Here is a 23,248-nt window from a genome sequence, read left to right as displayed (position 1 = left end):
TTGCTGATCCTCTTATGACGGGGTTCTTGGCAACTATCGGCAGAGTCAGACTATTTCTCAAGACCTTTTCCGGGAGGATGCCCACGGCGCGGTTGACATGGAGGATGGGGCACGCGAGACCTGAAGACATGCGATTGACCGTTGCCTTGATCTGTCTGACCTTGCTTGCAATGCCCGTCTTTGCGCAGAATCGCGAGGCGGTCGAGAGGCAATTCCAGAGTTGGTTGCAGCAAGAGATCTGGCCCCAGGCAAAAGCCAAGGGCGTTTCACGACGCACCTTTCAGCGGGCTTTTGATGGCGTGACCCTAAACTGGGAGTTGCCGGATCTGGTGCCTCCGGGAAGCCCGAAGAAAACACCGAAGGCTCAGCGTCAGGCAGAATTTGGCTCTCCTGGGCGTTATTTCAATGCAAACTCGGTGCGAGGGGCCACGTCCGTAGGTCGCCAGATGGCGCGGCGTCATGCGAAAACGCTGGCGCGGGTCGAAGCAAAAACGGGTGTGCCCGCGCGCATTATTCTGGCCATCTGGGGGCGTGAGAGCGGCTATGGACAGGTTCCAATCCGCCACAACGCCTTTCAGGTCCTGGGCACCAAGGGCTTCATGAGCACACGCTCCAACTATTTCACCGGTGAATTGATCGCCGCCCTGCAGATTGCCGAGGCTGGGCACGCATCCGTGCTGAAAAGCAGTTGGGCGGGCGCGCTGGGACAACCGCAATTCATGCCAACCAGTTTTCTGACCTATGCCGCCGATGGGAACGGAGATGGTCGTGCTGATATCTGGGGGTCTGAGGCGGACACCATCGCCTCTATCGGCAACTATCTGGCACAGCATGGCTGGGTGGCAGGGCGCGATTGGGGCTTCGAAGTGACCGTGCCAAGCGATGTATCCTGTGCGCTTGAGGGGCCGGATCAGGGGCGTTCAGTTCAAGACTGGGCTGCGATGGGCGTCGCACGCGTCTCGGGGCGACCATTTCCTATGCATGAACAGGCGGCTGAAGGTTATTTGATGATGCCCGCCGGGCGCAAAGGTCCCGCCTTTATCGTAACCCCGAACTTCTATGTCCTGAAGGATTACAACACCAGCGACCTCTACGCGCTGTTTGTGGGGCATGTCGGGGATCGCATCCAATATGGCGTCGGAGATTTCAGCGGTCGATGGGGCAACGTAGGCGGGCTCTACCGTTCTGACATTGCCCGGATGCAAGAAGCACTGGTCCGGCAGGGGCACGATGTGGGCGGCGTCGACGGGTTGCCAGGCTATAAAACCCGCCGTTCGATCGGACGCTGGCAGGAGGCAACCCGGCAGCCTCCCACTTGTTTTCCCGAAGCCGAAATGAAGAGCAAACTGAAGCCTTAAAGCTTCGGGTGATTCGCCGTTCAAGAGCCTATTTTCGGACGCATTCACCTTGTCAGATATATCGTGCTTCACGAAAATGTCAGGACGAGAAGATGTTTCAGAATATTCTTTCGAAGGCAGCGCCGGTTACGGTTTCATTCGATCTTTGACCTCACGATTGTTCCCAATGCTCTTTACCTTTGTCGAAAAAACGGCACGCTTCCCGCAGTGAAAGTTACCTTTCGCCGTTAGATTTCTGGTATCCCCTGTCGCCGCAGGCCAGGTTTTTTTGTCTCATCACGATTTAGGTCAACGCGCTGCCATCGCAGATGCCGGAAACGAATAGATAGAAGAGTCACCCCACGGCAGTGGTGCGGCTTCTGATATCAATAAATGGGAGTAAACACATGAACACACTGATCCGAACCTCGTTGGCGGGGCTATTGTCCTCAACCATTATCGCTGGTGCCGCAATCGCTGCGGGCACCCACCCGGAAACTGGTGAGGCATTGGCCGATGACCAGACCTTTACCTATCGTATCCTTGACGAACACAGCTCGGTTGACCCTCAGGTCGTCGAAGATGTTTCGGGCGCTGAGATCGTGCGCGATCTGTTCGAAGGCCTGATGAATCAAGACGAAGAAGGCAATCTGGTTCCCGGTGTTGCCACCGGATTTGAAGTCAACGACACCAAGAACGTTTACACCTTTACCTTGCGCGACAACGCAAAATGGTCAAACGGCGATCCGGTTACGGCAGGCGATTTCGTCTATGCCTGGAAACGTGCCGTCGATCCTGAACTGTCCTCGCCTTATGCGTGGTTCATGGAGCTGATGTCGATCGAAAACGCAGCCGACATCATCGCAGGCGAAAAGCCGGTGGACGGGCTGGGCGTTAAAGCCATCGATGATAAGACGTTGGAAGTACGCCTGAGCGCCCCCCTGCCCTATTTCCCGCAGATGACCACCCACTCGACCACATTCCCTGCCCCGCAGAAGGTCATTGAAGAGTTCGGTGATGCCTGGACGCGCCCCGAGAACATCGTTTCGAACGGTGCCTATGTCCTGACCGAGCATCTGCCGCAGGAACGCTCGGTCCGCGAGCGTAACGAGATGTATTGGGACAACGACAACACGATCATCGACAAGGTTGTGGCGCTGGTCATCAACGATGAAAACGTTGCCCTGACCCGCTATCTGGCAGGTGAACTGGATCGGACCGAAATTCCAGCAGGTCAATATCCGCGCTTGAGCCAGGAGCACCCGGAAGAAGCCATCAGCTTCCCGCGCCTGTGTAACTATTACTATACCTTCAACCTGTCCGAGGGCGGCCCGGAGGCCTTCAAAGACCCCAACGTGCGTCAGGCCCTGTCGCTTGCCGTTGATCGCGCGATCATCACCGAAAAAGTGATGGCCGGTGGTCAGCCCCAAGCCTATACATTTGCGCCGGAAGCAACCGCAGGTTTCACCGTTCCAGCGGTTGAAATGGCTTCGATGTCGCAAGCTGAGCGCGACGAACTGGCCAAGGAGCTGTTGGCCGAAGCGGGCTATGGCCCCGACAACCCACTCAGCTTCGAGATGGTCTATAACACTTCGGAAAACCACAAGAAGGTTGCAGTAGCTCTGAGCCAGATGTGGAAGCAGAAGCTCGGCGTTCAAGCCGAACTGGCCAATATGGAATGGAAAGTGTTCCTGGAAGAACGTGGCAACCAGAACTTCGATCTGGCGCGCGGCGCGTGGTGTGGCGACTATAACGAGGCCTCGACCTTCCTCGACCTGCTGCAGTCGGATTCAGGTTACAACGACGGCAAATACAACAATGCCCGCGTGGACGAGTTGCTGGCCGAAGCCAAGACTGCGGATGACGCAGCGCCGCTCTACACCGAGGTCGAGCGTATCATCGCGCAGGAAACCCCGGTGATCCCGATCTACCACTATGCCGGTGTCTATATGATGGACAGCGATGTGGGCAACTGGCCGGTGAACAATGTCGAGCAGAACTGGTATTCGAAGAACCTTTATAAGCTCGCCGAATAATCGTCTTTGACCCACGCTTTGCCCCGGTATCGTCCGGGGCAAAGCCAATAAACGCGGGGGCATGAAATGCTTGCCTATAGTTTCCGGCGGCTGATGGTCGCCATTCCGACGATCCTGTTGCTGGTCGTCGCCTGTTTTTTCCTGATGCACGTGGCACCCGGTGGGCCCTTTACCTCGGAGCGGCCTCTGCCGCCGCAGGTTCTGGCCAATATCGAGGCGCGCTACGGACTGGACCAACCGCTGTGGAAACAGCTGTGGGACTACCTTTATAACATCGTTGTGCATTTCGACTTTGGTCCGTCCTTCAAATTCAAGGATCGGGACGTCAACGACATCATCGCACAGGGTTTTCCGATCTCTCTGACCTATGGCTCGCTGTCGTTCCTGTTTGCGACCGCCGTGGGCGTTACACTGGGGATTGCAGCTGCGATCCGGCATAACACCTGGATCGACTACTTTGCCGTTGGGCTGGGCATTGCCGCTCAAGCCCTGCCGAACTTCATCATGGGTCCGATCCTGATCCTGACTTTCACGTTGTGGCTGGGTTGGCTGCCGGGTGGGGGCTGGCATGGCGGCCAGTGGCAGTATCTGGTGATGCCCGTCATCGCGCTTGCGACGTCCTATATGGGTTCGATTGCGCGGATCACCCGGTCGTCGATGTTGGAGGTTTTGAACTCAAACTTTATCCGAACCGCGCGTGCCAAAGGCTTGCCCACAAGAACTGTGATCTGGCGTCATGCGCTGAAGCCCACGCTGCTGCCGGTCGTCTCTTATCTGGGCCCGGTCTTTGTCTATGTGCTGACGGGCTCGGTTTTTGTCGACATCTATTTTTCGACCGGTGGTCTGGGGCAAGCCTATGTGAACTCAGCTCTCGCCCGCGACTATGCCGTGCTGCTGGGTGTCACGATCCTCTATGGCGCGTTGACCGTTATCGTGAATCTGCTGACCGACCTGGCCTATGCCTGGTTCGATCCAAAAATCCGCTACTAAGGGGCTGGCCATGCTAGGAAAATCACAAAAAGCCGCCCATCTGGCCGAAGAAATCACAGATTACACGGTCATTCAGGGGCGATCGCTCTGGCAAGACGCACGCATGCGCTTTGTCCGCAACAAAGCGGCAATGGCGAGCGTCTTCATTCTTGGGATGATCGTGTTGTTCACGATCGTTGGTCCCTATTTTGCGATCTGGGATAATGAAGAGATCGATTGGAACGTCATGGGGGACGTGCGTGGCATGGGCATGCCGTCCGTAGAGACCGGCCATTTTTTCGGTGTCGATGACCTGGGACGCGACCTTTACAGCCGCGTTATTCAGGCAACCACGACGTCTCTGCTGGTAGGTCTGATTGGCGCAGCGACTGCGCTGATCGTTGGCACTTGCTATGGCATCGCCGCAGGCTATATCGGCGGACGCACCGATAGCGTGATGATGCGCTTTGTCGATATCCTTCTAGCGATCCCGGCAACGCTGGTCATCATTCTGCTGCTGGTTGTCGCGGGACGGTCATTCTTCATGTTGTTCATTGCCCTTGGGGCAGTCGGTTGGCTGACCATGGCGCGAATTGTACGTGGGCAGACCCTGACCCTGAAGAACCGTGAGTTCATCGAGGCCGCGCGCGCCGCTGGCGTTGGCGAGTTCACGATCATGTATCGTCACATCCTGCCCAATCTTCTGGGTGTTGTGATCGTATACGCCTCGCTTCTGGTGCCCGAAATGATCCTGACCGAGAGCTTCATTTCGTTCCTCGGCCTTGGCATTTCGGAACCTTACACCTCGCTCGGGCGTCTGATTGCCGAGGGGGCCGGCACCATGAGCTATGGCACCCTGTGGCAGCTGATGTACCCGCTGACTTTCTATGTCACCATTATCATCACGATGTTCTTCATCGGCGATGGCCTGCGTGACGCTCTGGACCCGAAGGATCGCTGATATGAGTTTGTTCTCCGTCAAGGACCTGAGCGTCCAATTCGACACACCAGATGGCGTGGTCGAGGCTGTGAAAGGCATCAGCTTCGACATCAACCCCGGTGAATGCCTCGGGATCGTTGGTGAAAGTGGATCGGGCAAAAGCCAGACCTTCATGGCCGCGATGGGGCTGTTGCCGCCTGCTGGGCACGCCTCGGGTTCCGCCATGTTGAACGGCAAGGAAATCCTGAACCTACCTATAAATGAGTTGAACCGCATCCGTGGCGCGGATGTGGGCATGATCTTTCAGGATCCGTTGACCGCCCTGACACCGCATCTGCGGGTAGGCCAGCAAATGCGTGAGGTTTTGCAAATCCACGAAGGCCTGCAGGGCACAGCCGCGCGTCAACGTTGCCTGGACTGGCTGAACCGGGTGCGCATCCCTGAGGCGGCACGACGTCTGGATCAGTATCCGCACGAGCTTTCGGGCGGGATGCGTCAGCGCGTGATGATCGCCATGTCGATGCTTTGTAATCCCAAACTTCTGATTGCGGATGAACCCACGACCGCTCTGGATGTTACCGTTCAGGCCGACATTCTGGACCTGATGGTGCGTCTGCAGAAGGATGAAGGGACCGCGATTGCGCTGATCACGCATGATATGGGCGTTGTGGCGCGGATGTGTGATCGGATTCAGGTCATGCGCATGGGTGAATTTGTCGAAGCAGGTGACACGCGCGAGATCTTCCGCGCGCCTCAGCACGACTACACGCGCACCCTGCTTGAGGCCATGCCGCGCATTGATGCGGGCGATGCGCCCAAGGCATTGCCTGCCGTTGAAGAACCGCTGCTCAAGGTCGATGACGTTAAGGTTCACTTCCCCATTCATGTCTCGGGCGGGCTGTTCGGTCGCAAGGTGCCGCTGAAAGCGGTTGATGGCGTCAGTTTTGACATCCGCAAGGGTGAAACCCTGGGCGTGGTGGGCGAGTCCGGATGCGGCAAATCCACGCTGGCACGGGCTGTTCTGCAATTGATCGAACCCAGTGCAGGCAATGTCAGCTGGTTGGGCAGTCCAATTGTTGGTCTGAAACGCGCCGAGTTGAACAAGTATCGCAAAGATCTGCAGATCGTGTTTCAGGACCCGCTGGCCAGCCTTGATCCACGTATGACAATCTCGGCCTCGATTGCAGAACCGTTGAAAACCTATCGCCCCGATCTAACCGAGCGCGAGCGTAAAGAGATGGTCGCGGAAATGATGGGACGGGTCGGTCTGAATGAAAACATGATCAATCGTTATCCGCACGAACTGTCCGGTGGACAGAACCAGCGTGTGGGAATCGCGCGTGCGATGATCAACAAGCCAAAACTGATCATTTGTGACGAAGCCGTTTCGGCCTTGGATGTGTCCATTCAGGCTCAAATCGTCGAATTGTTGCGCGAATTGCAACAAGAATTCGGCCTGTCGATGATCTTCATCAGCCACGATCTGTCTGTGGTGCGTGCGATCTCGAACCGGATCATGGTTTTGTATCTCGGTCGCATCGTGGAGCTGGGTGATGGAGAGGTGATTTGTTCCGAGCCTATTCACCCATATACAAAGTCTCTGATCTCGGCGGTGCCGATCCCCGACCCGGATGTCGAGCGCAGCCGCCAAAGGCTTAAACTTCCCGGAGAATTGCCGTCGCCCATGGATCCGAAAGCAGCGCTGCGTTTTCTGCCCAGTCGGTTATCGGCAGGCGAGGTGGATTATGTGCCGCAACTTAGCGAAGTGGCACCGGATCACTTTGTGGCAGAACATGATCCGCTTGAGGCCATCATGGCCAAAGGCTGACACTCTACGCGCCCCTGATGCCGCCAAGGGCTTGGGGGCGCGGTTTCGTTCTTGATCCGGTTTCGTTTTGACTCTGACCTTAGGTTAATGGCAGATTCCAACCGGTCCACGGTGTCCATGCCTGGTACGATTGATTGATACGGATTTAAGACTTATGTGGAGGCGCCGGCAATCGAAGAACCCGCCGGACGAGCATCGAATTTGAGAGGTAATATGACACGCAAGGTCACCAAGGCGATTTTCCCTGTTGCAGGAATGGGTACGCGGTTTTTGCCGGCGACCAAATCGGTTCCAAAAGAGATCATGACGTTGGTCGACCGCCCGCTGGTTCAGTATGCCATCGACGAAGCCCGTGCCGCTGGGATCAAGGAATTCATCTTCGTAACCTCGCGCGGCAAATCTGCACTTGAGGATTATTTCGACCACAATCTGGTGCTTGAACAGGATCTGAAATCCAAAGGCAAAGACGAACTGCTGGAAGTTCTGAACGAAACCAACATGGAAAGCGGTGCGATTGCCTATATCCGCCAGCACAAGGCTCTGGGTTTGGGCCACGCGGTGTGGTGCGCACGTCGCCTGATCGGGGACGAACCCTTTGCGGTCATGCTGCCTGATGATGTGATCGCAGCTGACAAACCGTGTCTGCAGCAGATGGTCGAGGCCTATGAGGAAACTGGCGGCAACATGGTGGCCGCGATGGAAGTTCCAAACGAGAAGACAAGTTCCTATGGAATTCTGGATACTGGCGAGAATGTCGGCACGGTCGTCCGCGCTAAGGGCATGGTCGAAAAGCCCAAACCCGAAGAAGCGCCATCGAATCTGGCTGTGATCGGTCGCTATATTCTGGGTCCGTCGGTCCTCTATAACCTGAACCAGAAGAAAGCGGGCAGCGGTGGTGAAATCCAGCTGACCGATGCGATTGCCGAAGACATCACCAACGGCGTACCCGTCTTCGGTTACAAGTTTGACGGTCGGCGCTTCGACTGCGGCTCAAAAGCAGGATTCCTGCGGGCAACCGTCTCCTTTGCACTGGATCGCGAAGATCTGCGGGACGATCTGAGCCGCTATCTGCATGACATCGTCGCCTCGGACCAGGCCGCCCAATAAAACGATCCGGTCTGAGGGAGCAGCCATCATGAGCAAGATCTATCCGGTCATCCTGTGTGGCGGCTCTGGCACGCGGCTTTGGCCGTTGTCACGTAAAAGTTATCCCAAGCAGTTCGTACCGCTAATTGGGGAAACCAGCCTGCTGCAACAATGCGCAGAGCGTCTGCGCGGGCCGGATGATGCGCCCTATGCCAAGCCATTGATCCTGACCAACGAAGCGTTTCGCTTCGTGGTACCCGAGCAATTGATCGAGATCGGTGTCAATCCCGGCCCGATCCTGATCGAGCCTGAGGGGCGCAATACAGCACCGGCCGTGTTGGCCGCCGCGCTGCACCTTGCTTCAACTGACCCGAATGCAGTGATGCTGGTGGCCTCGTCGGATCACGTCATCCCAGACACCTCCGCCTTTCACGCGGCCGTGGCCGAAGGCGCGCGCACCATAGCCGACCGCGGCGACCTGGTGACATTCGGAATCACACCTGATCGACCCGAGACGGGGTATGGATATCTCAAGCTACGCCATTCGCCCGATGCATCTGGGGCGGCGGTTCAATTGGATCGCTTTGTCGAAAAGCCCGATCTTGAGAGCGCCAAAGCGATGGTCTCGGACGGCAGCTACCTTTGGAACTCGGGCATCTTCCTGTTCGCCGTGAAAGACATCCTGCACGCATTCGAACAACACGCCGCAGACCTTTTGGCACCGGTGCGATCGGCTGTTGAGCAAGCTCAGTCCGATTTGGGGTTCTTGCGTCTTGATCCAAAAGCATGGAGCACGGTTCAGGATATCTCGATCGACTATGCCGTGATGGAAAAGGCCCACAACCTCAGCGTGGTTCCCTATGCCGCCGGGTGGTCAGATGTGGGTAGCTGGTCCGCGGTGCAAGAACTGAGCAACCCGAACGCTGACGGTGTCGCAACCTCGGGCGAGGTCACGGCCATCGATTGCCGCAATGTGCTGGTTCGCTCGGAAGCCCCGGCTCAGGAAGTCGTTGCGATGGGACTTGAAAATGTGATCACGGTCGCGATGCCCGACGCAGTTCTTGTGGCGAGTATGGATCGGGCCCAGGACGTCAAACAGGCCGTCGCCGCATTGAAAGCCAAGGGCGCGAAACAGGCGGAATCCCTGCCTGTCGATCACCGTCCCTGGGGCTGGTTCGAAAGCCTTGTGATCGGCGACCGGTTTCAGGTCAAACGGATCCATGTTCACCCCGGCGCTTCGCTCAGTCTGCAGTCGCACCATCATCGGTCCGAACACTGGATTGTCGTGGAAGGCACGGCTGAAGTCACCATTGATGACAAGGTGCAACTGGTTTCCGAGAACCAGTCAGTCTACGTACCGCTGGGTGCGGTGCATCGGATGGTAAACCCAGGCAAGGTGCCGATGGTTTTGATCGAAGTGCAAACCGGAACCTATTTCGGTGAAGACGATATCATTCGATACGAAGATATATATGCACGCGATTAGCGGCTGGACTTTTTAACACATGATAAATCGGGCGTTCGGCCCGGTCAGGCGAGATTCACGCGGATCACGGCAGGGTGGCGCGCAATCATCGTCGGACCGACAGCCATAGGAGGACGCCCGTGCCACAAAACTCACCCCGATTGAACCTGCCCTATCTGCAACCCGCGCAGGCCCAGAAACACGTCACCCATAACGAAGCGCTGCGGGCGCTGGATCTGGTCGTGCAACTTAGCCTTGCGGCGTTGAATTCCACAGTTCCGCCGGCCGCACCGGATCAGGGTGAAATCCACGCCTTGGGGGCTTCTCCAACCGGCGACTGGAGCGGTCAGGCCGGTAAATTGGCCGCGTGGATCGACAATGCTTGGCATTTCGTGACGCCCGGCATTGGTTGGCAGGCCTGGGATCAGGGATCGGGTCAGATCAAGGTCTGGAACGGATCGGATTGGATTGACCCGCCCGTCAGTACGCAAAACCTGTCTGGTGTCGGGATCACCACAGGGTCCGACAGCACCAACCGGCTGGCGGTGCGCAGCCCGGCCACGTTGCTGACCCACGAGGGAAGCGGGCATCAGTTGAAGATCAACAAGGCGGGTGCTGGTGATACGGCCTCGTTGCTGTTCCAGTCGAACTGGACCGGCCATGCCGAAATGGGCCTGTCCGGCAGCACCGAGTTTTCGATCAAAGTTTCACCCGACGGCGGAAGCTGGACCGAGGCATTGCGGATCGATGCCAGCAATGGCACTGCAAGCGGCGCGGCGGTGCAAAGCAGCGTTGACGACACCACGCCGGGGCGCTTGATGCGTGCAGATTATGGCTATGGGCCCGGCAACGTATTGGGCGTGGTCTCGGAAACTGGCGGCACCCCCGGCGGGGCCGTTATCGAACGTGGCAGCAGCGCGAACGGCGATTATGTGCGGTTTGCCGACGGCACACAAATTTGTACAGCGACACTGGGCGCGGTTGGGTGCACCACGGCGACCGGTGCCCTTTTTGCCAGCAGCTCGGCAAACTGGGATTTCCCCATCGCTTTCGCTTCGGGTACGGCACCCGTCATCAGCGGCAATGGTGGCGGGCTCAACCGATTCCTCGGCTTCGATGCGCCGTCGGAGACGGAGGTTACCTATCAAGTGATATCTGCAACATCTGATGCAACCACTCTGTCACCGACACTTATCGCGATTGGCCGCTGGTTCTGAGCCTTCTGATCGCCCGAGCCTATGGTCCGGGCGATCACAAATCTGCTGTCCAGACGCGGTACCGCCCTTGCCCGGTAACCTCTCGGATCAGGCCTCTTCGGGTGAATTTGTCCAGATTTCGCTGAACGGCGGCACGAGAGGATTGGGTCAGTTCTTCAGCCAGCGGGGCCGAGACCATTGGCCAGGCCGTTAGTGCATCGATCAAAACGGGCGGTGTGCGCCCACTCAAGTCTGACGTTGCATCGCGCGCGCGCGTTTCCCATGCGCTGATCCGGTCCAAATGCAGCAAGGCGGCAAGTGCGGCCTGCCCCGCCCCACGCACCCAGGCCGCCAGTTTTTCCTCAACTGTTCCGGAGCCGCGTAAAGCGCCTGGTCCAGACAAGGCCAGCGGCATAAACAACGCCCCGCCGCGCCCCATCGTTGCGGCGTGTCGGTTCGCGACGATTGCGGCTTCGGTGTCCTGTCCGATTCCGGGGGAAAACGCCCTCCATGCATGAAAGCCAACAGCGGCCAGCGTGACCGGATGCAATCCGTCCGCGCTGCGCATCACCTCGGCCAGATCGGCGACCGCTTCGGGCGTATCTTCAATCCCTTGCGCCTGACGGTCGAGAAATGCGGTGAGACCTGTCTCCCATCCGCCGTCCGATGGGCCAGCGCCCGAGGTCAGCCTGCGCACAGCCCAGCCTGCGCGATAGAGGGCCTGAACATCATCACTCGTCGCCCCGATCCGCAACCCCGTCCAAAGCGCCAGGCGATCGACCCCGATCCGGTCACCGGTCCACCAGCCCAGGTCCGAGACCTCCATCAATGCCAACCGATGCCCCCAGCCCGACGGGCCTGCCCTCAACCGCTCATCCAACGCACCGAAGGTCAGGGCAAGATCCGCAAGATCGGCGGAAAGTTCGGATTGCGCCGCGCGCCAGTCTCGGGGATCGAACAAAAGTGTCTGCTCGGGCCGCGGCCCCGGTGTCAGCAGATCTTCAGGGTTTTCGTCATCAGGCGGAGGAAGAAACCACAGATCTTCATCTTCCGGCGGATCAGCGTCGTATATACTGCGGGGCCCCTCTTCGGTGGCCTCGTCATCCAGATCCGATGTCAGAGGTTTAGGCGTCATGGCCGATATTCTTCGACCATTTACGGCGGTTCACAAGGGGTATTCGAACTGTTCAGCCGGTAAAGGTCTCGGTCAGGATGCTAAGCTCGTTACCCAGATCGGTTTGCTGGTCGCTGCCCAGAAGCATATAGCCATAGCCATCGCCCGCCCAGGTGGCTGTCGCCAGCCCGCTGAGCACAGCCAGGTTCACATCCTTCGCTGGCGCACCCTCACCCTGTCGGATAATGCAGAACGCAAAGGGCTGACCCTGTGCGTCCGCAAAAACGATTTGGATCAGCGGTTTGCCTTTGAACGACAGCACCTGCGCCCGCCTCAGATCAAGCCCGGGCAACGCCTCAAGCACATCCCGGTTCAGCGAACGGCCCAACTCTGCTTCGGCGCGGGCAAACTGTGCATCCAGCGCCTCGGGCGAATTGTTCAGCGAGGCGATGGTTTCCGGCACATAAAGCGACTGGTAAATCGCCGCCTGCGCGGCCCAGCCCAGTTCCGCGGGGCGCGTGGACCAGAATGTGGCTGAAACCGCTATGACTGCAACCGAAGCCGCAACTGCCAAAAGGCGCATAGGCCCAGCAGAGCTTTGCGTCGCGACAGGTTGAGGCAGATCTACCTGCGGCGTCTTGGCGGGCACATCCTCAAAGGCCTGCTGAACCGCCGCAGCGAACGGATCGAGTGCCATAAGGCGCGATTCCAGCGCCGGATCATCGGCCACTGCGTCCTCAATGGCGCGGGCCTCGGATTCCTCAAGACTGCCTTCCAGATAGGCCAGAAGCGTCTCATCTGAAAACTTCATTTGCCACTCCGTCGCACGATGTCAGCCCCGTCGTGCTGCATCACGGATTTCAGTTTCTGCCGGGCGTTGGACAACCGGCTCATGATCGTACCGATGGGAACGTCCAGCATAGCAGCAGCTTCGCGGTAACTGTATCCTTCGACAAATACAAGCATCACCGTCTCGCGCTGCGCTTCTGGCAGTTGCATCACTTGAGTAAACACCTGAGCGGCGAAAATATTCGTTTCTGAATCGGGTCCGGATGCAATTAATTCAGATTCGGGCGTCACGGACAGCGCCTGCGCCTTTCGAACCGAACGTGCGCGGATTTCGTTCAACCAGATCGAGCGGCAGATCGTCATCAGCCAGCTGTCCAAACGGTCATAAGAAGTGACCTGATGGTGCCTCTCCAACGCCCGCAACGCAGTCGCCTGCATTAAATCGTCTGCAATATCCGAAGCGCCCGACAGAGCCAGCCCAAAACGCCAGACCCGTTTGGAGTGGGTCTGGATCGCGCCGCGTACGGCTTGTTCGGAACTCATTTCAACACTCATCGAATAAATCGCGACCTGTGTGTGTTTGCTTTGGCATGGGACCGGGCCCGCTTGGTTTGAACTGACATAGACTCTGGAGGAAAGAAATGAAACTTCTGCTGAAAACATTCACGATTGCGTCGGCAATTGTTGCAATGCCCGCATTTGCGGCCAACTGGACATTGGATTCTGACGCCTCGCATCTGGCCTATGGCACTGTTAAAATCGAGGATGTGGGAGAGGTTAACTCCTTCTCAAACCTCTCGGGTCACGTCAGCGAAGACGGGAAGGTCGAGATCGATATCGACTTGTCTTCGGTTGAGACCAATATCGACATTCGCAACGAACGCATGATCGAGCATGTCTTCCGCAAGGCCGCCACTGCAACGTTGACGGCCCAGATCGATATGGATGCTGTCTCGAAGTTGGCCGTAGGGGAAACCACCGTGATGGAAGTGGACGCCAAACTGTCGCTGGTAGGCACCGAGGTCGATTTCTACACCGATATGTTCATCCTGCGGGTCGGCGAGGATGCAGTCATGGTATCGACCAATGACATGGTCTTTATCAGCGCCGAGGATGCAGGGGTTACCCCCGGTGTCGACAAGCTGATGGAACTGGCGCAACTGCCCAGCATCACCCGCACCGTCCCCGTCACAGCACGCCTGATGTTCACTCAGGAGGGCTGAGACTCTGTGGCGCGACGGGCTGTCATCAGTGTAATGAGTTCTTCTTTGGTTCGCCCGATATGCGTCGCAAGCAGAGCGCAGGCCGCGTCAGTCTGACCGGCCTGCGCCAGCTGCAACAGCTCTCGATGTTCTTTGCGGGCAGGCCCGCGCTGCTGCATCACGCTCAGATGCATGCGGATGTAGCGATCGGATTGCAGCGATACCCGATGCAGCAGTTCATTGGTCAAGCCGCGCCCCGCCGCAGCGTAAAGAGCTGTATGAAAACGATGGTTCAGCGCACCCCATTGGCCAACATCGTTTGCGTCGTATGATGCCTCCATCTGTTTCAGGATATCCTTGCATTCTGCAAACTCTACAGTGGTCATCGCAGGGATGGCGCGCCGGAACAGGTCAACTTCAAGCAAAACCCTCAGGTCGAATATCTCGGCTATCTCGTCCAGCGAATGCTCGGTGACCGTCGCGCCTCGGTTTGTGGTCAAGACGACCAGCCCCTCGGCATCCAATTGTTTAAGGGCTTCGCGTATTGGCATACGGGACACATCATATTCTTCCGCAAGCGCTTCTTGCCGGATGGTTTCGCCCTCGGCCAGTTCACCGCTCAGGATACGTTCACGCAGATCGCTGGCGATCACATCAGGCAGGCTTCGGCGGGCAATGGCGCGTTTGGATCCCATGTTACGCACCCCAGGTGTCGCTCAGACGGTAGCCGCCCGGCCACGGGTCATCCGGGTCCAGCATTTGCTGATGCGTGCCGGTGATCCAGCCCCGGCCCGATATTTCCGGGGTAATCGCATTACGACCGTTCAGATCGTGCTGATTCACGATTCGGCAGCGGAACTCGCTGTCGATTACCGAGCGTGCATGATACCGGTCGGTCGCTGACATCTGCCCCTTTGCCAACAGCACCGCCATCCGCGCCGAGGCCCCCGTGCCACAAGGCGAACGATCCAGCTTGCCCGGTTTGATGGCAACCGTATTGCGGCCGGTCAGGATTTCACCTTCTCTTCGCAAGGGCCCAGCAATCTGACAGAACGAGATGTGATTCCAATCCTTGGTGGGATGGTTGAAACCCAACTGCTCATTTGCAGCGTCGGTGATCCCGGCACCAGTGCGGGCCAAGTCTGCACCTTCATCCGGCGTCAATGCAAAGCCAAGATCCGCGGCATCCACAATGACAAAACTGTCGCCACCAAAGGCGGTGTCGACGCGCAAGCTACCAATCCCTTCAACCTCAATCCGGGCGTCTAGCTTGTCCGCAAAGCTTGAGACATTCTGAACATAAATACGCTCGGCCTTGCCATTGCGGCACTTGGCCCGCACGCGGACCAACCCTCCGGGTGCTTCGAGCGTCATGTGTGTCTCGGGCTCCTGCATCGGGATGATCCCGCTATCGAGCAACACGGTTGAAACGCAAATTGAGTTTGAGCCCGACATAGGCGGCGTGTCTTCGGGCTCCATGATGATGAACCCAGCATCCGCGTCAGGATGCTTGGGCGGGACCAGCAGATTGACGTGCCGAAACACGCCCCCGCGCGGTTCATTCAATACAAAACGGCGCAAGGTCTGGTCCGAGGCGATGAAGTTGCGCTGATCCCAGATCGTGTCGCCGGGTGGAGGTGCGACACCTCCGACAATCACGTCACCGACCTCTCCTTCGGCATGGGCCGATACGACGTGAATGGTCTTTGTGCTGCGCATGAGATCCCCTTCAGAAACGGTTGGCAGAGTATGGATGCAACGAGATCGGAGGTTCCTGGCCATCGATCAGTGCGCCGATCAATTCGGCTGTTCCAGCCGATTGAGTCAGCCCTAGATGACCGTGACCGAAAGCATAAAAGACGTTCGCGGACCTGGCCGACGGCCCGATGACTGGAATGCTATCAGGTAATGATGGCCGGAAACCCATCCATTGCGTGCCGCCTTCGGTTTTGAGGCCCGGCAGAAATTGCGCGGCCTTTTGCAACAGAATGTCCGCTCGTTTGTAATTCGGCGGCAATTTCAGGCCACCAAGCTCAACCGCACCTCCGATGCGAACACCACCATTGATACGGCTCGCGACGAAACCATGACGCGAAAAGGTCAGATGCATCCGAAGATCGAAAGCACCTTTGGGCAGCGTCGTATTATACCCGCGTTCAGTCTCCAGCGGGATATGATCACCGAGAGTTCGCGCAAGGTGGTGCGACCACGCCCCGGCTGCGACGACCACATGCGGAGCTGCAATCCTGCCCTCGGCGTGGATGATTTCAACACCGGCATCGCGCGGTTCCAGCGCCCGGATTTCGCACTGTTCGATCGTTCCTCCCCGTTCACGAAATACCCGCGCCAGATGCTCGACCCAGGCTTTGGGGTCGACCGTATTGAGCCAGCCGGGCGTGAACCCCGCATGCGTGAAACGGGGGCTGAGGCCCGGTTGCTTTTCGGCAATCGCCGATGGGCTTTCCAACAGCTCGAACTCTATCCCATGGCGGCGACGCAACTCCCATGTGGGCAGGCTGGCACGGAATTCAGCCTCACTTTCGTAAAGCTGCATCTGCCCGTCGCGCTGCATCCTCTCTTCGCCGTCGACCGAAGGGATCAATCGCCCCAGCGCGGTTGAGGACAAGTCCATCAACTTGGTCTGAGCGTCCAGAAGGCTCTCATATCGGTCCAGCCTGCTGGCGCGCCAGAACCGGTACATCCATGGCGCGATCTGCAGTGCATAGGCGGGTGGGATCGACAATGGGCCAAGCGGATCAAACAGCCATTTCGGGGCCTTGCGCATAATTCCGGGCGTTGCCAAGGGTTCCACTTCGGGGAAGGCGAAGGCCCCGGCATTCCCGGCCGAGGTCTCGGACGCGACGCCCTTTCGATCCAGCACGCGGACTTTATGCCCTCTGCGCTGCAACTCCAGTGCGGTGGTGATGCCAATGACACCGGCCCCTATGATGACCAATTCGGTCACGCCTCAATGCCTGTGCGGAAGGGATCCTGTCTGTCGAAGATCAATGTGGCTTCGGCCATGACATAGGCTTGCCCGGTGATACGTGGGATCACCCCGCCATTTGGGCCCGGCTGATAGGACAGGCGATAAGAACTGCCGATGACACTTTCCTGCACAATCTCATCTCCGGCAGCCAACTGATTATCCGCAGCCAGACACGCCAGCCGCGCGGAACTGCCGGTGCCGCAGGGTGAGCGGTCATAGTTGTCATCCGGGCAAAGCACAAAATTTCGACTATGCGCCCCGCTGGGCGAGTGTCCCTGCAGGATCACATGATCCACAGGCTCACCATTTTCGCCCCCCTCCCCTGCGTCAATCGAGGCTTCACGGATCGCGATAGTCAACGCGGTCAACGCGCCGATATTTTCAGCCGTCACGGGGATCGGGCTGGGATCGACGATAAAGAACCAATTGCCGCCATAAGCGATATCGCCCGTTATCGACCCATGTCCGGGCACATCCAACGACACGTTCTTCCGGACCCGGCGGCTTTCGATATTGGTCACGGTGACAGTGTTGGCATCATGAAGCTCAACCGTCACCACTCCCGCTGGGGTTTCAATACGGTGCGTGCCGACATCAATCCGTCCCAAGTGCGCCAAGGTAACAGCCAGCCCTATTGTGCCGTGCCCACACATGCCCAATACCGCGTCCACATCGAAATAGATCACGCCGGTCACGCAGGAGGTATCCACCGGCTCAACCAACAACGCGCCGACCATGGCCGGCTGTCCGCGGGGTTCAAGCATGATCGAGCGATAGAAGGTTTCATGTTCGGTCGCCAACCGACGCGCCCGCTCTGCCAGAGGCCCGGTGCCAAGATCGGGGGCGCCGTCCAGAATGACCCGCGTAGGCTCACCTCCGGTATGGCTGTCGATCACATGCATTCGGCAATCACTCCGCCCTGCCTCGACCAATCGGCGAACCAGCCGCGGAACAGCGCATATTGCTGCTCGCAGTAGTTACGCTGCGCGTCTGTCAGCGCATCGCCTTCGTTGAAATGCAGTTGGTATTCGTCTTCTCCGTTCAGCACCAGAAGGTGCTTGTAGTAAAGCACCAGATCAGGGCCTTCATCGAAGCTCGACAATACATGGATCGCCTCGGTCAGTTCTTGCGCGCGTTGGCGCGCCTCGGCATGGCCTGCAGCTGCTTTCTGAGACAGTGCAGCCAGCAAAAGCGCCTCACGCGGCAGAGCGGTGCCGATTCCGGTGATCGAGCCAGTTGCACCGCAATTGACGAAGCCATGGTAGACCTCGGTATCGACGCCGACCATCAGCGTGACCTGATCATCCTGGCTGGTAATATTCTCGGCGGCATAGCGCAGATCATCCTTGCCACCAAATTCTTTGAACCCAACCAGATTGGAATGCTCGGCGCGCAGGGCAAAGAACAGATCGGCCCGTGTGGCAAAGCCATAATACGGGCTGTTGTAGATGATTGCGGGCACATCCGGTGCGGCTTCGAGGATCGCCTTAAAGTGATTTTTCTGCGCTGCAGGCGAGCTGCCCCGCGACAACACCCGCGGGATCACCATCAGCCCCGCCGCGCCCATCTTCTGCGCATGGGCCGCATGGGCAACCGCTGATTTCGTGTTGATCGCCCCGGTACCGACCACAACTGGCAACCCGGCATCGATCAGACGCTCAACCCCTTCCATCCGCTGGGCGTCAGTCAGCAAGGGCCAATCCCCCATCGAGCCGCAATAGACCACGGCTGACATCCCGGCTGCGATCATCTCTTGTCCTTTGCGGACAAGCGCGTCGAAATCCGGTTGGCGAGCGGAGGTGCAGGGGGTCATCAAGGCGGGCATCGTGCCGGTGAATACGGTGTTTGGCATTCCAGGGTCTCCATTCGCTGAGCGCACGAATCTTCAGTATCGGATATTGGATACAAAATCCATAAATAGATTTGTGCCTCTTTTCAGCGGCACACAACGCAACGGGCCAGAAGCTTTGAAAGCTAATGACCCGCGTAAGTTCATGGCATACAGATTGGATGCTCAGCGCAACCTCTGCCCGGTCTCCGGATCGAACATCATGGCGCGTTCCGTGCGGAACGAGATACCGATCCGCTCTCCATTCTTGCTGCGCTGATCTTCGCGTTCTTCAACGATCAGTTTATCACCATTTGGGGTTAGCAAATAGGAATACGACACACCGCCAAGCGCTTCGGTCAGGTCCACAGTGCAGGACTCTCCGTTGCGATCGACCTGAATATGCTCGGGGCGAATGCCCAATGTTACCTTCGTGGCACCGGACGGCACACCATTCGTCACCGGGATGGATTCAGACAAGGCCGGATGGCGCACGGTTCCATCGACCACATCACATTCAAGGAAATTCATCGCTGGCGAACCGATGAAACCAGCGACAAATTTGTTGTCAGGATCGCGGTACAGATCCATCGGAGCTCCGACCTGTTCGATTCGCCCATCCCGCAGCACGACGATCTTGTCGGCCATGGTCATCGCCTCGACCTGATCGTGCGTCACGTAGATCATTGTCGCACCGATTTCCTGGTGCAGACGCGCAATCTCAACCCGCATCTCCACCCGCAATTCTGCGTCGAGGTTGGACAGGGGCTCGTCGAACAGGAATACCTCGGGGCCACGCACAATAGCGCGACCGATGGCTACTCGTTGACGCTGACCACCCGACAGAGCCTTGGGCTTGCGTTTCAAATACTGGTCGAGCTTGAGAATACCCGAGGCTTCCTGAACCTTCTGATCAATTTCGGCCTTCGCCACACCGTTCATCCGCAGGCCAAAACCCATATTCTCGGCCACGGTCATATGTGGATAGAGCGCATAGGTCTGGAATACCATCGCCACACCACGCTTCGCCGGATCCATATGCGTGACATCGCGTGCGCCGATATGAATCTCTCCGTCCGATGTCTCCTCCAACCCGGCTATCATCCGCAGCAATGTGGATTTGCCGCAGCCTGAAGGGCCAACGAAGACACAGAATTCACCATCTTCAATCTGCAAATCGATCCCGTGGATGACCTGAGTCTGGCCATAGCGCTTGATCGCGTTCTTCAGGGTTACACCTGTCATGTCGCTTGTATCCTGTTCTTCTGGCTCTCGGGGAACCGCCACGCTTGTGCTTCGGTTCCGATTTGTTCGGCTACACGCCGAACGCGGGGAACCCATGATTCCAATTGTTCGAAATTCATCCGCCCGGTCGATCCGGTGATCGAAAGCGCACCCAACACGCGCCCACCAGGCGTCAGAATAGGACAGGCCACGCAGATAATGCCGGGTTCGTGCTCTTCATCGTCAACGGCGTAGCCCCTATTGCGGATCAGCTCCAAATTTGCGCGCAAGGCCTCTTCTGAGGTCAGCGTCTTGTCGGTGAACCGATGAAAGCTCTGCTGCGAAATCGTTTTCTGCAGCAGGACCTCATCCAAATAGGCCATCATCGCCTTTCCGACACCGGTACAATAAGCCGGGCCGACTTTTCCGGCCTCTGAATACATCTCGACCGGTCGCTGCGCGTTTCGCTTGTCTACATATAGAACCTGGCCAGAATCGAGCTGCGCCAGATGCACCGTCTCGCCGGTTTCCTGGCTGAGCACATCCAGGAACGGCCGCGCGATCGGCGCCAGTGAGCTTTGAGTCCAAGCCGAATGCGCCAGACGCACGAGGCGCATGCCCGGGGAGTAGGTCTGCCGGTCAGGATCGTAATACAACATCCCCTGATTGGTCAGTGATTGCAGAAACCGATAGAGGGTTGCCTTGGGAAACTCGCTGCTTTCCAGCAGTTCCGCAAATCGAACAGGGCGATCGAACGACGCCACCTGCTCCAGCACATCACATGCTTTTCCGATTGTACCGTCACCTGCCACGGGTGCCAATTCTCCTCCACTTTCCCTGCGGCCAGGCCACGAGGGTCTTGACAAGACTAGCCGAGTCGATGTGTAGTTTTCAATATATAAAACACGGTTTCATTATTTGGAACTTAAAAACACCAGAATGGAAGCAAAAGGGAGGAAACCATGCATTCCATCTTCAAGCGCACCACGGCTGCGCTGGCCATGAGCGTCGCAATCGCGGCTCCGGCCGCTGCCGAGCTCTCGGGCGAGCTGCGCATTTTCCTCGACACATCGAACCCTGCGCCCCGCGCGACAATGGAAGCGATGATCGAGCGCTTTGCGGCAGAGCACCCCGGTCTGGAAATCGAAACCACGGTGATCGACCGCGAAGCCTATAAGACCCAAATCCGCAACTTCCTGACGGCGGACACGCCTGATGTCGCCACATGGTATGCTGCGAACCGGATGAAACCTTATGTGGAGGCGGGTCTTTTCGAAGATGTATCCGATCTCTGGGCCGAGCCTGAGATTGCAGACAACCTGGCCTCGACCAAAGGTGCGATGACCATCGACGGCAAACAGTGGGGCGTACCCTACACCTACTATCAGTGGGGCGTTTACTATCGTAAAGACATCTTCGATGAGCTGGGCCTGAGCGAGCCAACCACCTGGGAAGAAGAGCTGGCAAACTGCCAGAAGATCGTCGATTCGGGGCGCGCTTGCTACACCATCGGGACCAAGTTCCTGTGGACCGCTGGCGGCTGGTTCGACTATCTGAATATGCGCACCAACGGCTACGACTTCCACAACCAGCTCGCCAATGGCGAAATCAGCTGGGAGGATGATCGGGTCAAGCAGACCTTCGCCAACTGGAAGCAGCTGATCGATATGGGCGCGTTTATCGACAACCACCAGACATATAGCTGGCAAGAGGCCCTACCCTTCATGGTCAACGGCGAAGCCACGGCCTATCTGATGGGTAACTTCGCCGTGGCCCCGCTGCGCGAGGCTGGTCTGTCCGATGATCAGTTGGATTTCTACCAGTTCGTCGCCATCAACCCCGATGTAGAACTAGCCGAAGACGCGCCGACCGACACGTTCCACATCCCGGCCAATGCTTCCAACAAGGAAGCCGCGCGCGAGTTCTTGCGCTTTGTGGTTTCCGCGGATGAGCAATCCGAAATCAACAACGGCGCAAATCTCGGCCAGCTTCCGGTAAACGCGCAGTCTTCGGTGGATGACGATAAGTTCCTGCTGCAAGGTTTCGAGATGCTGTCGTCGAACAGCCCCGGCGGCGTTGCCCAGTTCTGGGATCGCGACGCGCCTGCTGAAATGGCCAAAGTGTCGATGGAAGGCTTTCAGGAATTCATGGTCAAGCCCGACAATGTTGACCGTATTCTGGCCAAGCTGGAACGTGCACGCGGGCGCATCTACGACAACTGATTTGGAATGTAGGCCGGGCTGAAGCCTGGCCTATGCCAAGCACAATCGTAGGGCGGGCTTCAGCCCGCCTTCACCCCACCAGACCCGAGAGTCCTCATGACAGCTGCAGTAGACGTCCCCGAACAGGAAAGCTGGTTCCACAGAAACCAACAACGCATCGCGCCGTGGCTATTTCTGGCCCCCGGCCTGCTGTTCTTCATGGTCTATGTGATCATCCCGGTTTTCCAATCCTTCAACCTTTCTCTCTACGAATGGGACGGGCTGGGTGCGGCGGAATACGTTGGCTTTCGGAATTACGAGGACCTCTACTGGGAGTGGGTCGACCGGGACGCATTCTACATTTCGCTCAAGAACAACCTGATCTGGTTGATCCTGTACCTGGCGGCGATCCCAGCGGGTCTTTTCATCGCACTGTTTCTAAATCAGACAGTTTGGGGCATCCGCCTTTATAAATCGCTGTTTTTCTTCCCATTCGTTATTTCTCAAGTCGTCGTCGGCCTTGTGTTCACTTGGTTTTATGACCCGACCTTCGGGCTTTTGAACGAATTCCTCGGCTTGTTTGGCATGGGACCGTTGAACGTATTGGGCGACGAGCGCTTCGTGACTTACGGCATCATCTTTGCCGGCCTCTGGCCGCAGACAGCCTACTGCATGATCCTCTACCTCACCGGCCTCAACGCCGTGGATCCCGAACAGATCGAGGCCGGGCGTCTGGACGGTGCAAAAGGCTGGCGGATGCTCTGGCACATCATTCTGCCGCAGCTGCGCCCTGCCACCTTCATCGCCTTTGTCGTGACCATCATCGGCGCGCTGCGCAGCTTCGACCTAATCTCGATCATGACTCAGGGCGGTCCGTTCGGGTCGTCTCGCGTTCTGGCCTACTACATGTTCGAGGTCGCGCTGTCCGAATACGGCTTCCGCATGGGATATGGCGCGGCCATCGCCGTGATCCTGTTCCTGATCATGCTCTGCTTCATCGCCTATTTCCTGTGGTCGATGTATCGTGAAGAGAAGGGGCACTGA

General features: G+C 57.8%; 21 protein-coding genes. 11 read left to right on the top strand and 10 right to left on the bottom strand.

The annotated features are described in order from the left end of the window. Positions 1-128 precede the first annotated feature (128 nt). The 8 genes from ACR3EM_RS20635 to ACR3EM_RS20600 all read left to right on the top strand — a co-directional run bounded on the left by ACR3EM_RS20635 (position 129) and on the right by ACR3EM_RS20600 (position 10,878). Entirely contained in the window at positions 129-1,358 is a 1,230-nt protein-coding gene (locus ACR3EM_RS20635; RefSeq protein WP_480472686.1) for a lytic murein transglycosylase, read from the top strand. A 386-nt stretch (positions 1,359-1,744) separates the two neighbouring features. Continuing rightward, positions 1,745-3,373: a peptide ABC transporter substrate-binding protein gene (locus tag ACR3EM_RS20630; protein WP_480472684.1), complete on the top strand. Its 1,629-nt coding sequence runs from the start codon at positions 1,745-1,747 to the stop codon at positions 3,371-3,373. 66 nt (positions 3,374-3,439) lie between these two features. Next, complete coding sequence (oppB, locus tag ACR3EM_RS20625; RefSeq protein WP_480472682.1) at positions 3,440-4,363, top strand: oligopeptide ABC transporter permease OppB; 924 nt, start codon at positions 3,440-3,442, stop codon at positions 4,361-4,363. Positions 4,364-4,373: 10 nt separating this feature from the next. After that, complete coding sequence (locus tag ACR3EM_RS20620) at positions 4,374-5,303, top strand: ABC transporter permease subunit (protein WP_480472680.1); 930 nt, start codon at positions 4,374-4,376, stop codon at positions 5,301-5,303. 1 nt (position 5,304) lies between these two features. Then, a complete protein-coding gene (locus tag ACR3EM_RS20615; protein WP_480472678.1) occupies positions 5,305-7,110 on the top strand; it encodes an ABC transporter ATP-binding protein in 1,806 nt (601 codons plus the stop codon). Between the two features lie 213 nt (positions 7,111-7,323). Then, positions 7,324-8,217, top strand: a complete 894-nt coding sequence (galU, locus tag ACR3EM_RS20610) for a UTP--glucose-1-phosphate uridylyltransferase GalU (protein WP_480472676.1) — start codon at positions 7,324-7,326, stop codon at positions 8,215-8,217. Positions 8,218-8,245: 28 nt separating this feature from the next. Continuing rightward, positions 8,246-9,682, top strand: a complete 1,437-nt coding sequence (locus tag ACR3EM_RS20605) for a mannose-1-phosphate guanylyltransferase/mannose-6-phosphate isomerase (RefSeq protein WP_480472674.1) — start codon at positions 8,246-8,248, stop codon at positions 9,680-9,682. A gap of 119 nt (positions 9,683-9,801) precedes the next feature. After that, entirely contained in the window at positions 9,802-10,878 is a 1,077-nt protein-coding gene (locus tag ACR3EM_RS20600; RefSeq protein ID WP_480472672.1) for a DUF2793 domain-containing protein, read from the top strand. Between the two features lie 34 nt (positions 10,879-10,912). Here the strand turns inward: ACR3EM_RS20600 and ACR3EM_RS20595 are convergent, their stop codons facing one another. From ACR3EM_RS20595 to ACR3EM_RS20585, 3 genes are read right to left on the bottom strand one after another with little or no spacing between them, the layout of a single operon-like run. After that, entirely contained in the window at positions 10,913-11,992 is a 1,080-nt protein-coding gene (locus ACR3EM_RS20595; protein WP_480472670.1) for a helix-turn-helix domain-containing protein, read from the bottom strand. A 52-nt stretch (positions 11,993-12,044) separates the two neighbouring features. Next, entirely contained in the window at positions 12,045-12,782 is a 738-nt protein-coding gene (locus ACR3EM_RS20590; protein WP_480472668.1) for a hypothetical protein, read from the bottom strand. Continuing rightward, positions 12,779-13,303, bottom strand: coding sequence for an RNA polymerase sigma factor (locus tag ACR3EM_RS20585; RefSeq protein WP_480472666.1), 525 nt, complete (start codon positions 13,301-13,303; stop codon positions 12,779-12,781). Before ACR3EM_RS20585 ends, ACR3EM_RS20590 begins: the two co-directional genes overlap by 4 nt. A gap of 98 nt (positions 13,304-13,401) precedes the next feature. Between ACR3EM_RS20585 and ACR3EM_RS20580 the strand changes: the two genes are divergently transcribed. Beyond that, positions 13,402-13,983, top strand: coding sequence for a YceI family protein (locus tag ACR3EM_RS20580; RefSeq protein WP_480472664.1), 582 nt, complete (start codon positions 13,402-13,404; stop codon positions 13,981-13,983). Here ACR3EM_RS20580 and ACR3EM_RS20575 read toward each other — a convergent pair. The 7 genes from ACR3EM_RS20575 to ACR3EM_RS20545 all read right to left on the bottom strand — a co-directional run bounded on the left by ACR3EM_RS20575 (position 13,971) and on the right by ACR3EM_RS20545 (position 20,815). After that, a complete protein-coding gene (locus tag ACR3EM_RS20575) occupies positions 13,971-14,657 on the bottom strand; it encodes a GntR family transcriptional regulator (protein WP_480472662.1) in 687 nt (228 codons plus the stop codon). The genes ACR3EM_RS20580 and ACR3EM_RS20575 overlap by 13 nt on opposite strands. Position 14,658: 1 nt before the next feature. Continuing rightward, positions 14,659-15,681, bottom strand: coding sequence for a trans-3-hydroxy-L-proline dehydratase (locus ACR3EM_RS20570; RefSeq protein WP_480472660.1), 1,023 nt, complete (start codon positions 15,679-15,681; stop codon positions 14,659-14,661). 10 nt (positions 15,682-15,691) lie between these two features. Then, the gene (locus ACR3EM_RS20565) at positions 15,692-16,927 is read right to left on the bottom strand and encodes an NAD(P)/FAD-dependent oxidoreductase (RefSeq protein ID WP_480472658.1); all 1,236 of its coding nucleotides are present in this window, start codon (positions 16,925-16,927) and stop codon (positions 15,692-15,694) included. After that, a complete protein-coding gene (locus tag ACR3EM_RS20560) occupies positions 16,924-17,853 on the bottom strand; it encodes a 4-hydroxyproline epimerase (protein WP_480472656.1) in 930 nt (309 codons plus the stop codon). The genes ACR3EM_RS20565 and ACR3EM_RS20560 overlap by 4 nt, the downstream gene beginning before the upstream one ends. Next, positions 17,844-18,803, bottom strand: coding sequence for a dihydrodipicolinate synthase family protein (locus tag ACR3EM_RS20555; protein ID WP_480472654.1), 960 nt, complete (start codon positions 18,801-18,803; stop codon positions 17,844-17,846). Before ACR3EM_RS20555 ends, ACR3EM_RS20560 begins: the two co-directional genes overlap by 10 nt. A gap of 162 nt (positions 18,804-18,965) precedes the next feature. Then, positions 18,966-20,024 carry an ABC transporter ATP-binding protein gene (locus ACR3EM_RS20550; protein WP_480472652.1) on the bottom strand — a complete coding sequence of 353 codons (1,059 nt, stop codon included), beginning with the start codon at positions 20,022-20,024 and terminating at the stop codon, positions 18,966-18,968. Next, a complete protein-coding gene (locus tag ACR3EM_RS20545) occupies positions 20,021-20,815 on the bottom strand; it encodes an IclR family transcriptional regulator (protein WP_480472910.1) in 795 nt (264 codons plus the stop codon). Before ACR3EM_RS20545 ends, ACR3EM_RS20550 begins: the two co-directional genes overlap by 4 nt. Positions 20,816-20,965: 150 nt before the next feature. Here ACR3EM_RS20545 and ACR3EM_RS20540 point away from each other — a divergent pair, with 150 nt between their 5' ends. Continuing rightward, positions 20,966-22,225, top strand: a complete 1,260-nt coding sequence (locus ACR3EM_RS20540) for an ABC transporter substrate-binding protein (protein WP_480472650.1) — start codon at positions 20,966-20,968, stop codon at positions 22,223-22,225. 96 nt (positions 22,226-22,321) lie between these two features. Beyond that, complete coding sequence (locus ACR3EM_RS20535; RefSeq protein ID WP_480472648.1) at positions 22,322-23,248, top strand: carbohydrate ABC transporter permease; 927 nt, start codon at positions 22,322-22,324, stop codon at positions 23,246-23,248.

The organism is Ruegeria sp. AH3 (assembly GCF_056536265.1).
This window is presented reverse-complemented; position numbering and strand designations above follow the sequence as displayed.

Coding starts and splice junctions, on each gene's coding strand:
- ACR3EM_RS20590 (WP_480472668.1), bottom strand. CDS start 12,782: ATGAAGTTTTCAGATGAGACGCTTCTGGCCTATCTGGAAGGCAGTCTT.
- ACR3EM_RS20635 (WP_480472686.1), top strand. CDS start 129: ATGCGATTGACCGTTGCCTTGATCTGTCTGACCTTGCTTGCAATGCCC.
- ACR3EM_RS20605 (WP_480472674.1), top strand. CDS start 8,246: ATGAGCAAGATCTATCCGGTCATCCTGTGTGGCGGCTCTGGCACGCGG.
- ACR3EM_RS20575 (WP_480472662.1), bottom strand. CDS start 14,657: ATGGGATCCAAACGCGCCATTGCCCGCCGAAGCCTGCCTGATGTGATC.
- ACR3EM_RS20550 (WP_480472652.1), bottom strand. CDS start 20,024: ATGACAGGTGTAACCCTGAAGAACGCGATCAAGCGCTATGGCCAGACT.
- ACR3EM_RS20570 (WP_480472660.1), bottom strand. CDS start 15,681: ATGCGCAGCACAAAGACCATTCACGTCGTATCGGCCCATGCCGAAGGA.
- ACR3EM_RS20540 (WP_480472650.1), top strand. CDS start 20,966: ATGCATTCCATCTTCAAGCGCACCACGGCTGCGCTGGCCATGAGCGTC.
- oppB (WP_480472682.1), top strand. CDS start 3,440: ATGCTTGCCTATAGTTTCCGGCGGCTGATGGTCGCCATTCCGACGATC.
- ACR3EM_RS20580 (WP_480472664.1), top strand. CDS start 13,402: ATGAAACTTCTGCTGAAAACATTCACGATTGCGTCGGCAATTGTTGCA.
- ACR3EM_RS20615 (WP_480472678.1), top strand. CDS start 5,305: ATGAGTTTGTTCTCCGTCAAGGACCTGAGCGTCCAATTCGACACACCA.
- ACR3EM_RS20620 (WP_480472680.1), top strand. CDS start 4,374: ATGCTAGGAAAATCACAAAAAGCCGCCCATCTGGCCGAAGAAATCACA.
- ACR3EM_RS20595 (WP_480472670.1), bottom strand. CDS start 11,992: ATGACGCCTAAACCTCTGACATCGGATCTGGATGACGAGGCCACCGAA.
- galU (WP_480472676.1), top strand. CDS start 7,324: ATGACACGCAAGGTCACCAAGGCGATTTTCCCTGTTGCAGGAATGGGT.
- ACR3EM_RS20535 (WP_480472648.1), top strand. CDS start 22,322: ATGACAGCTGCAGTAGACGTCCCCGAACAGGAAAGCTGGTTCCACAGA.
- ACR3EM_RS20555 (WP_480472654.1), bottom strand. CDS start 18,803: ATGCCAAACACCGTATTCACCGGCACGATGCCCGCCTTGATGACCCCC.
- ACR3EM_RS20560 (WP_480472656.1), bottom strand. CDS start 17,853: ATGCATGTGATCGACAGCCATACCGGAGGTGAGCCTACGCGGGTCATT.
- ACR3EM_RS20585 (WP_480472666.1), bottom strand. CDS start 13,303: ATGAGTTCCGAACAAGCCGTACGCGGCGCGATCCAGACCCACTCCAAA.
- ACR3EM_RS20630 (WP_480472684.1), top strand. CDS start 1,745: ATGAACACACTGATCCGAACCTCGTTGGCGGGGCTATTGTCCTCAACC.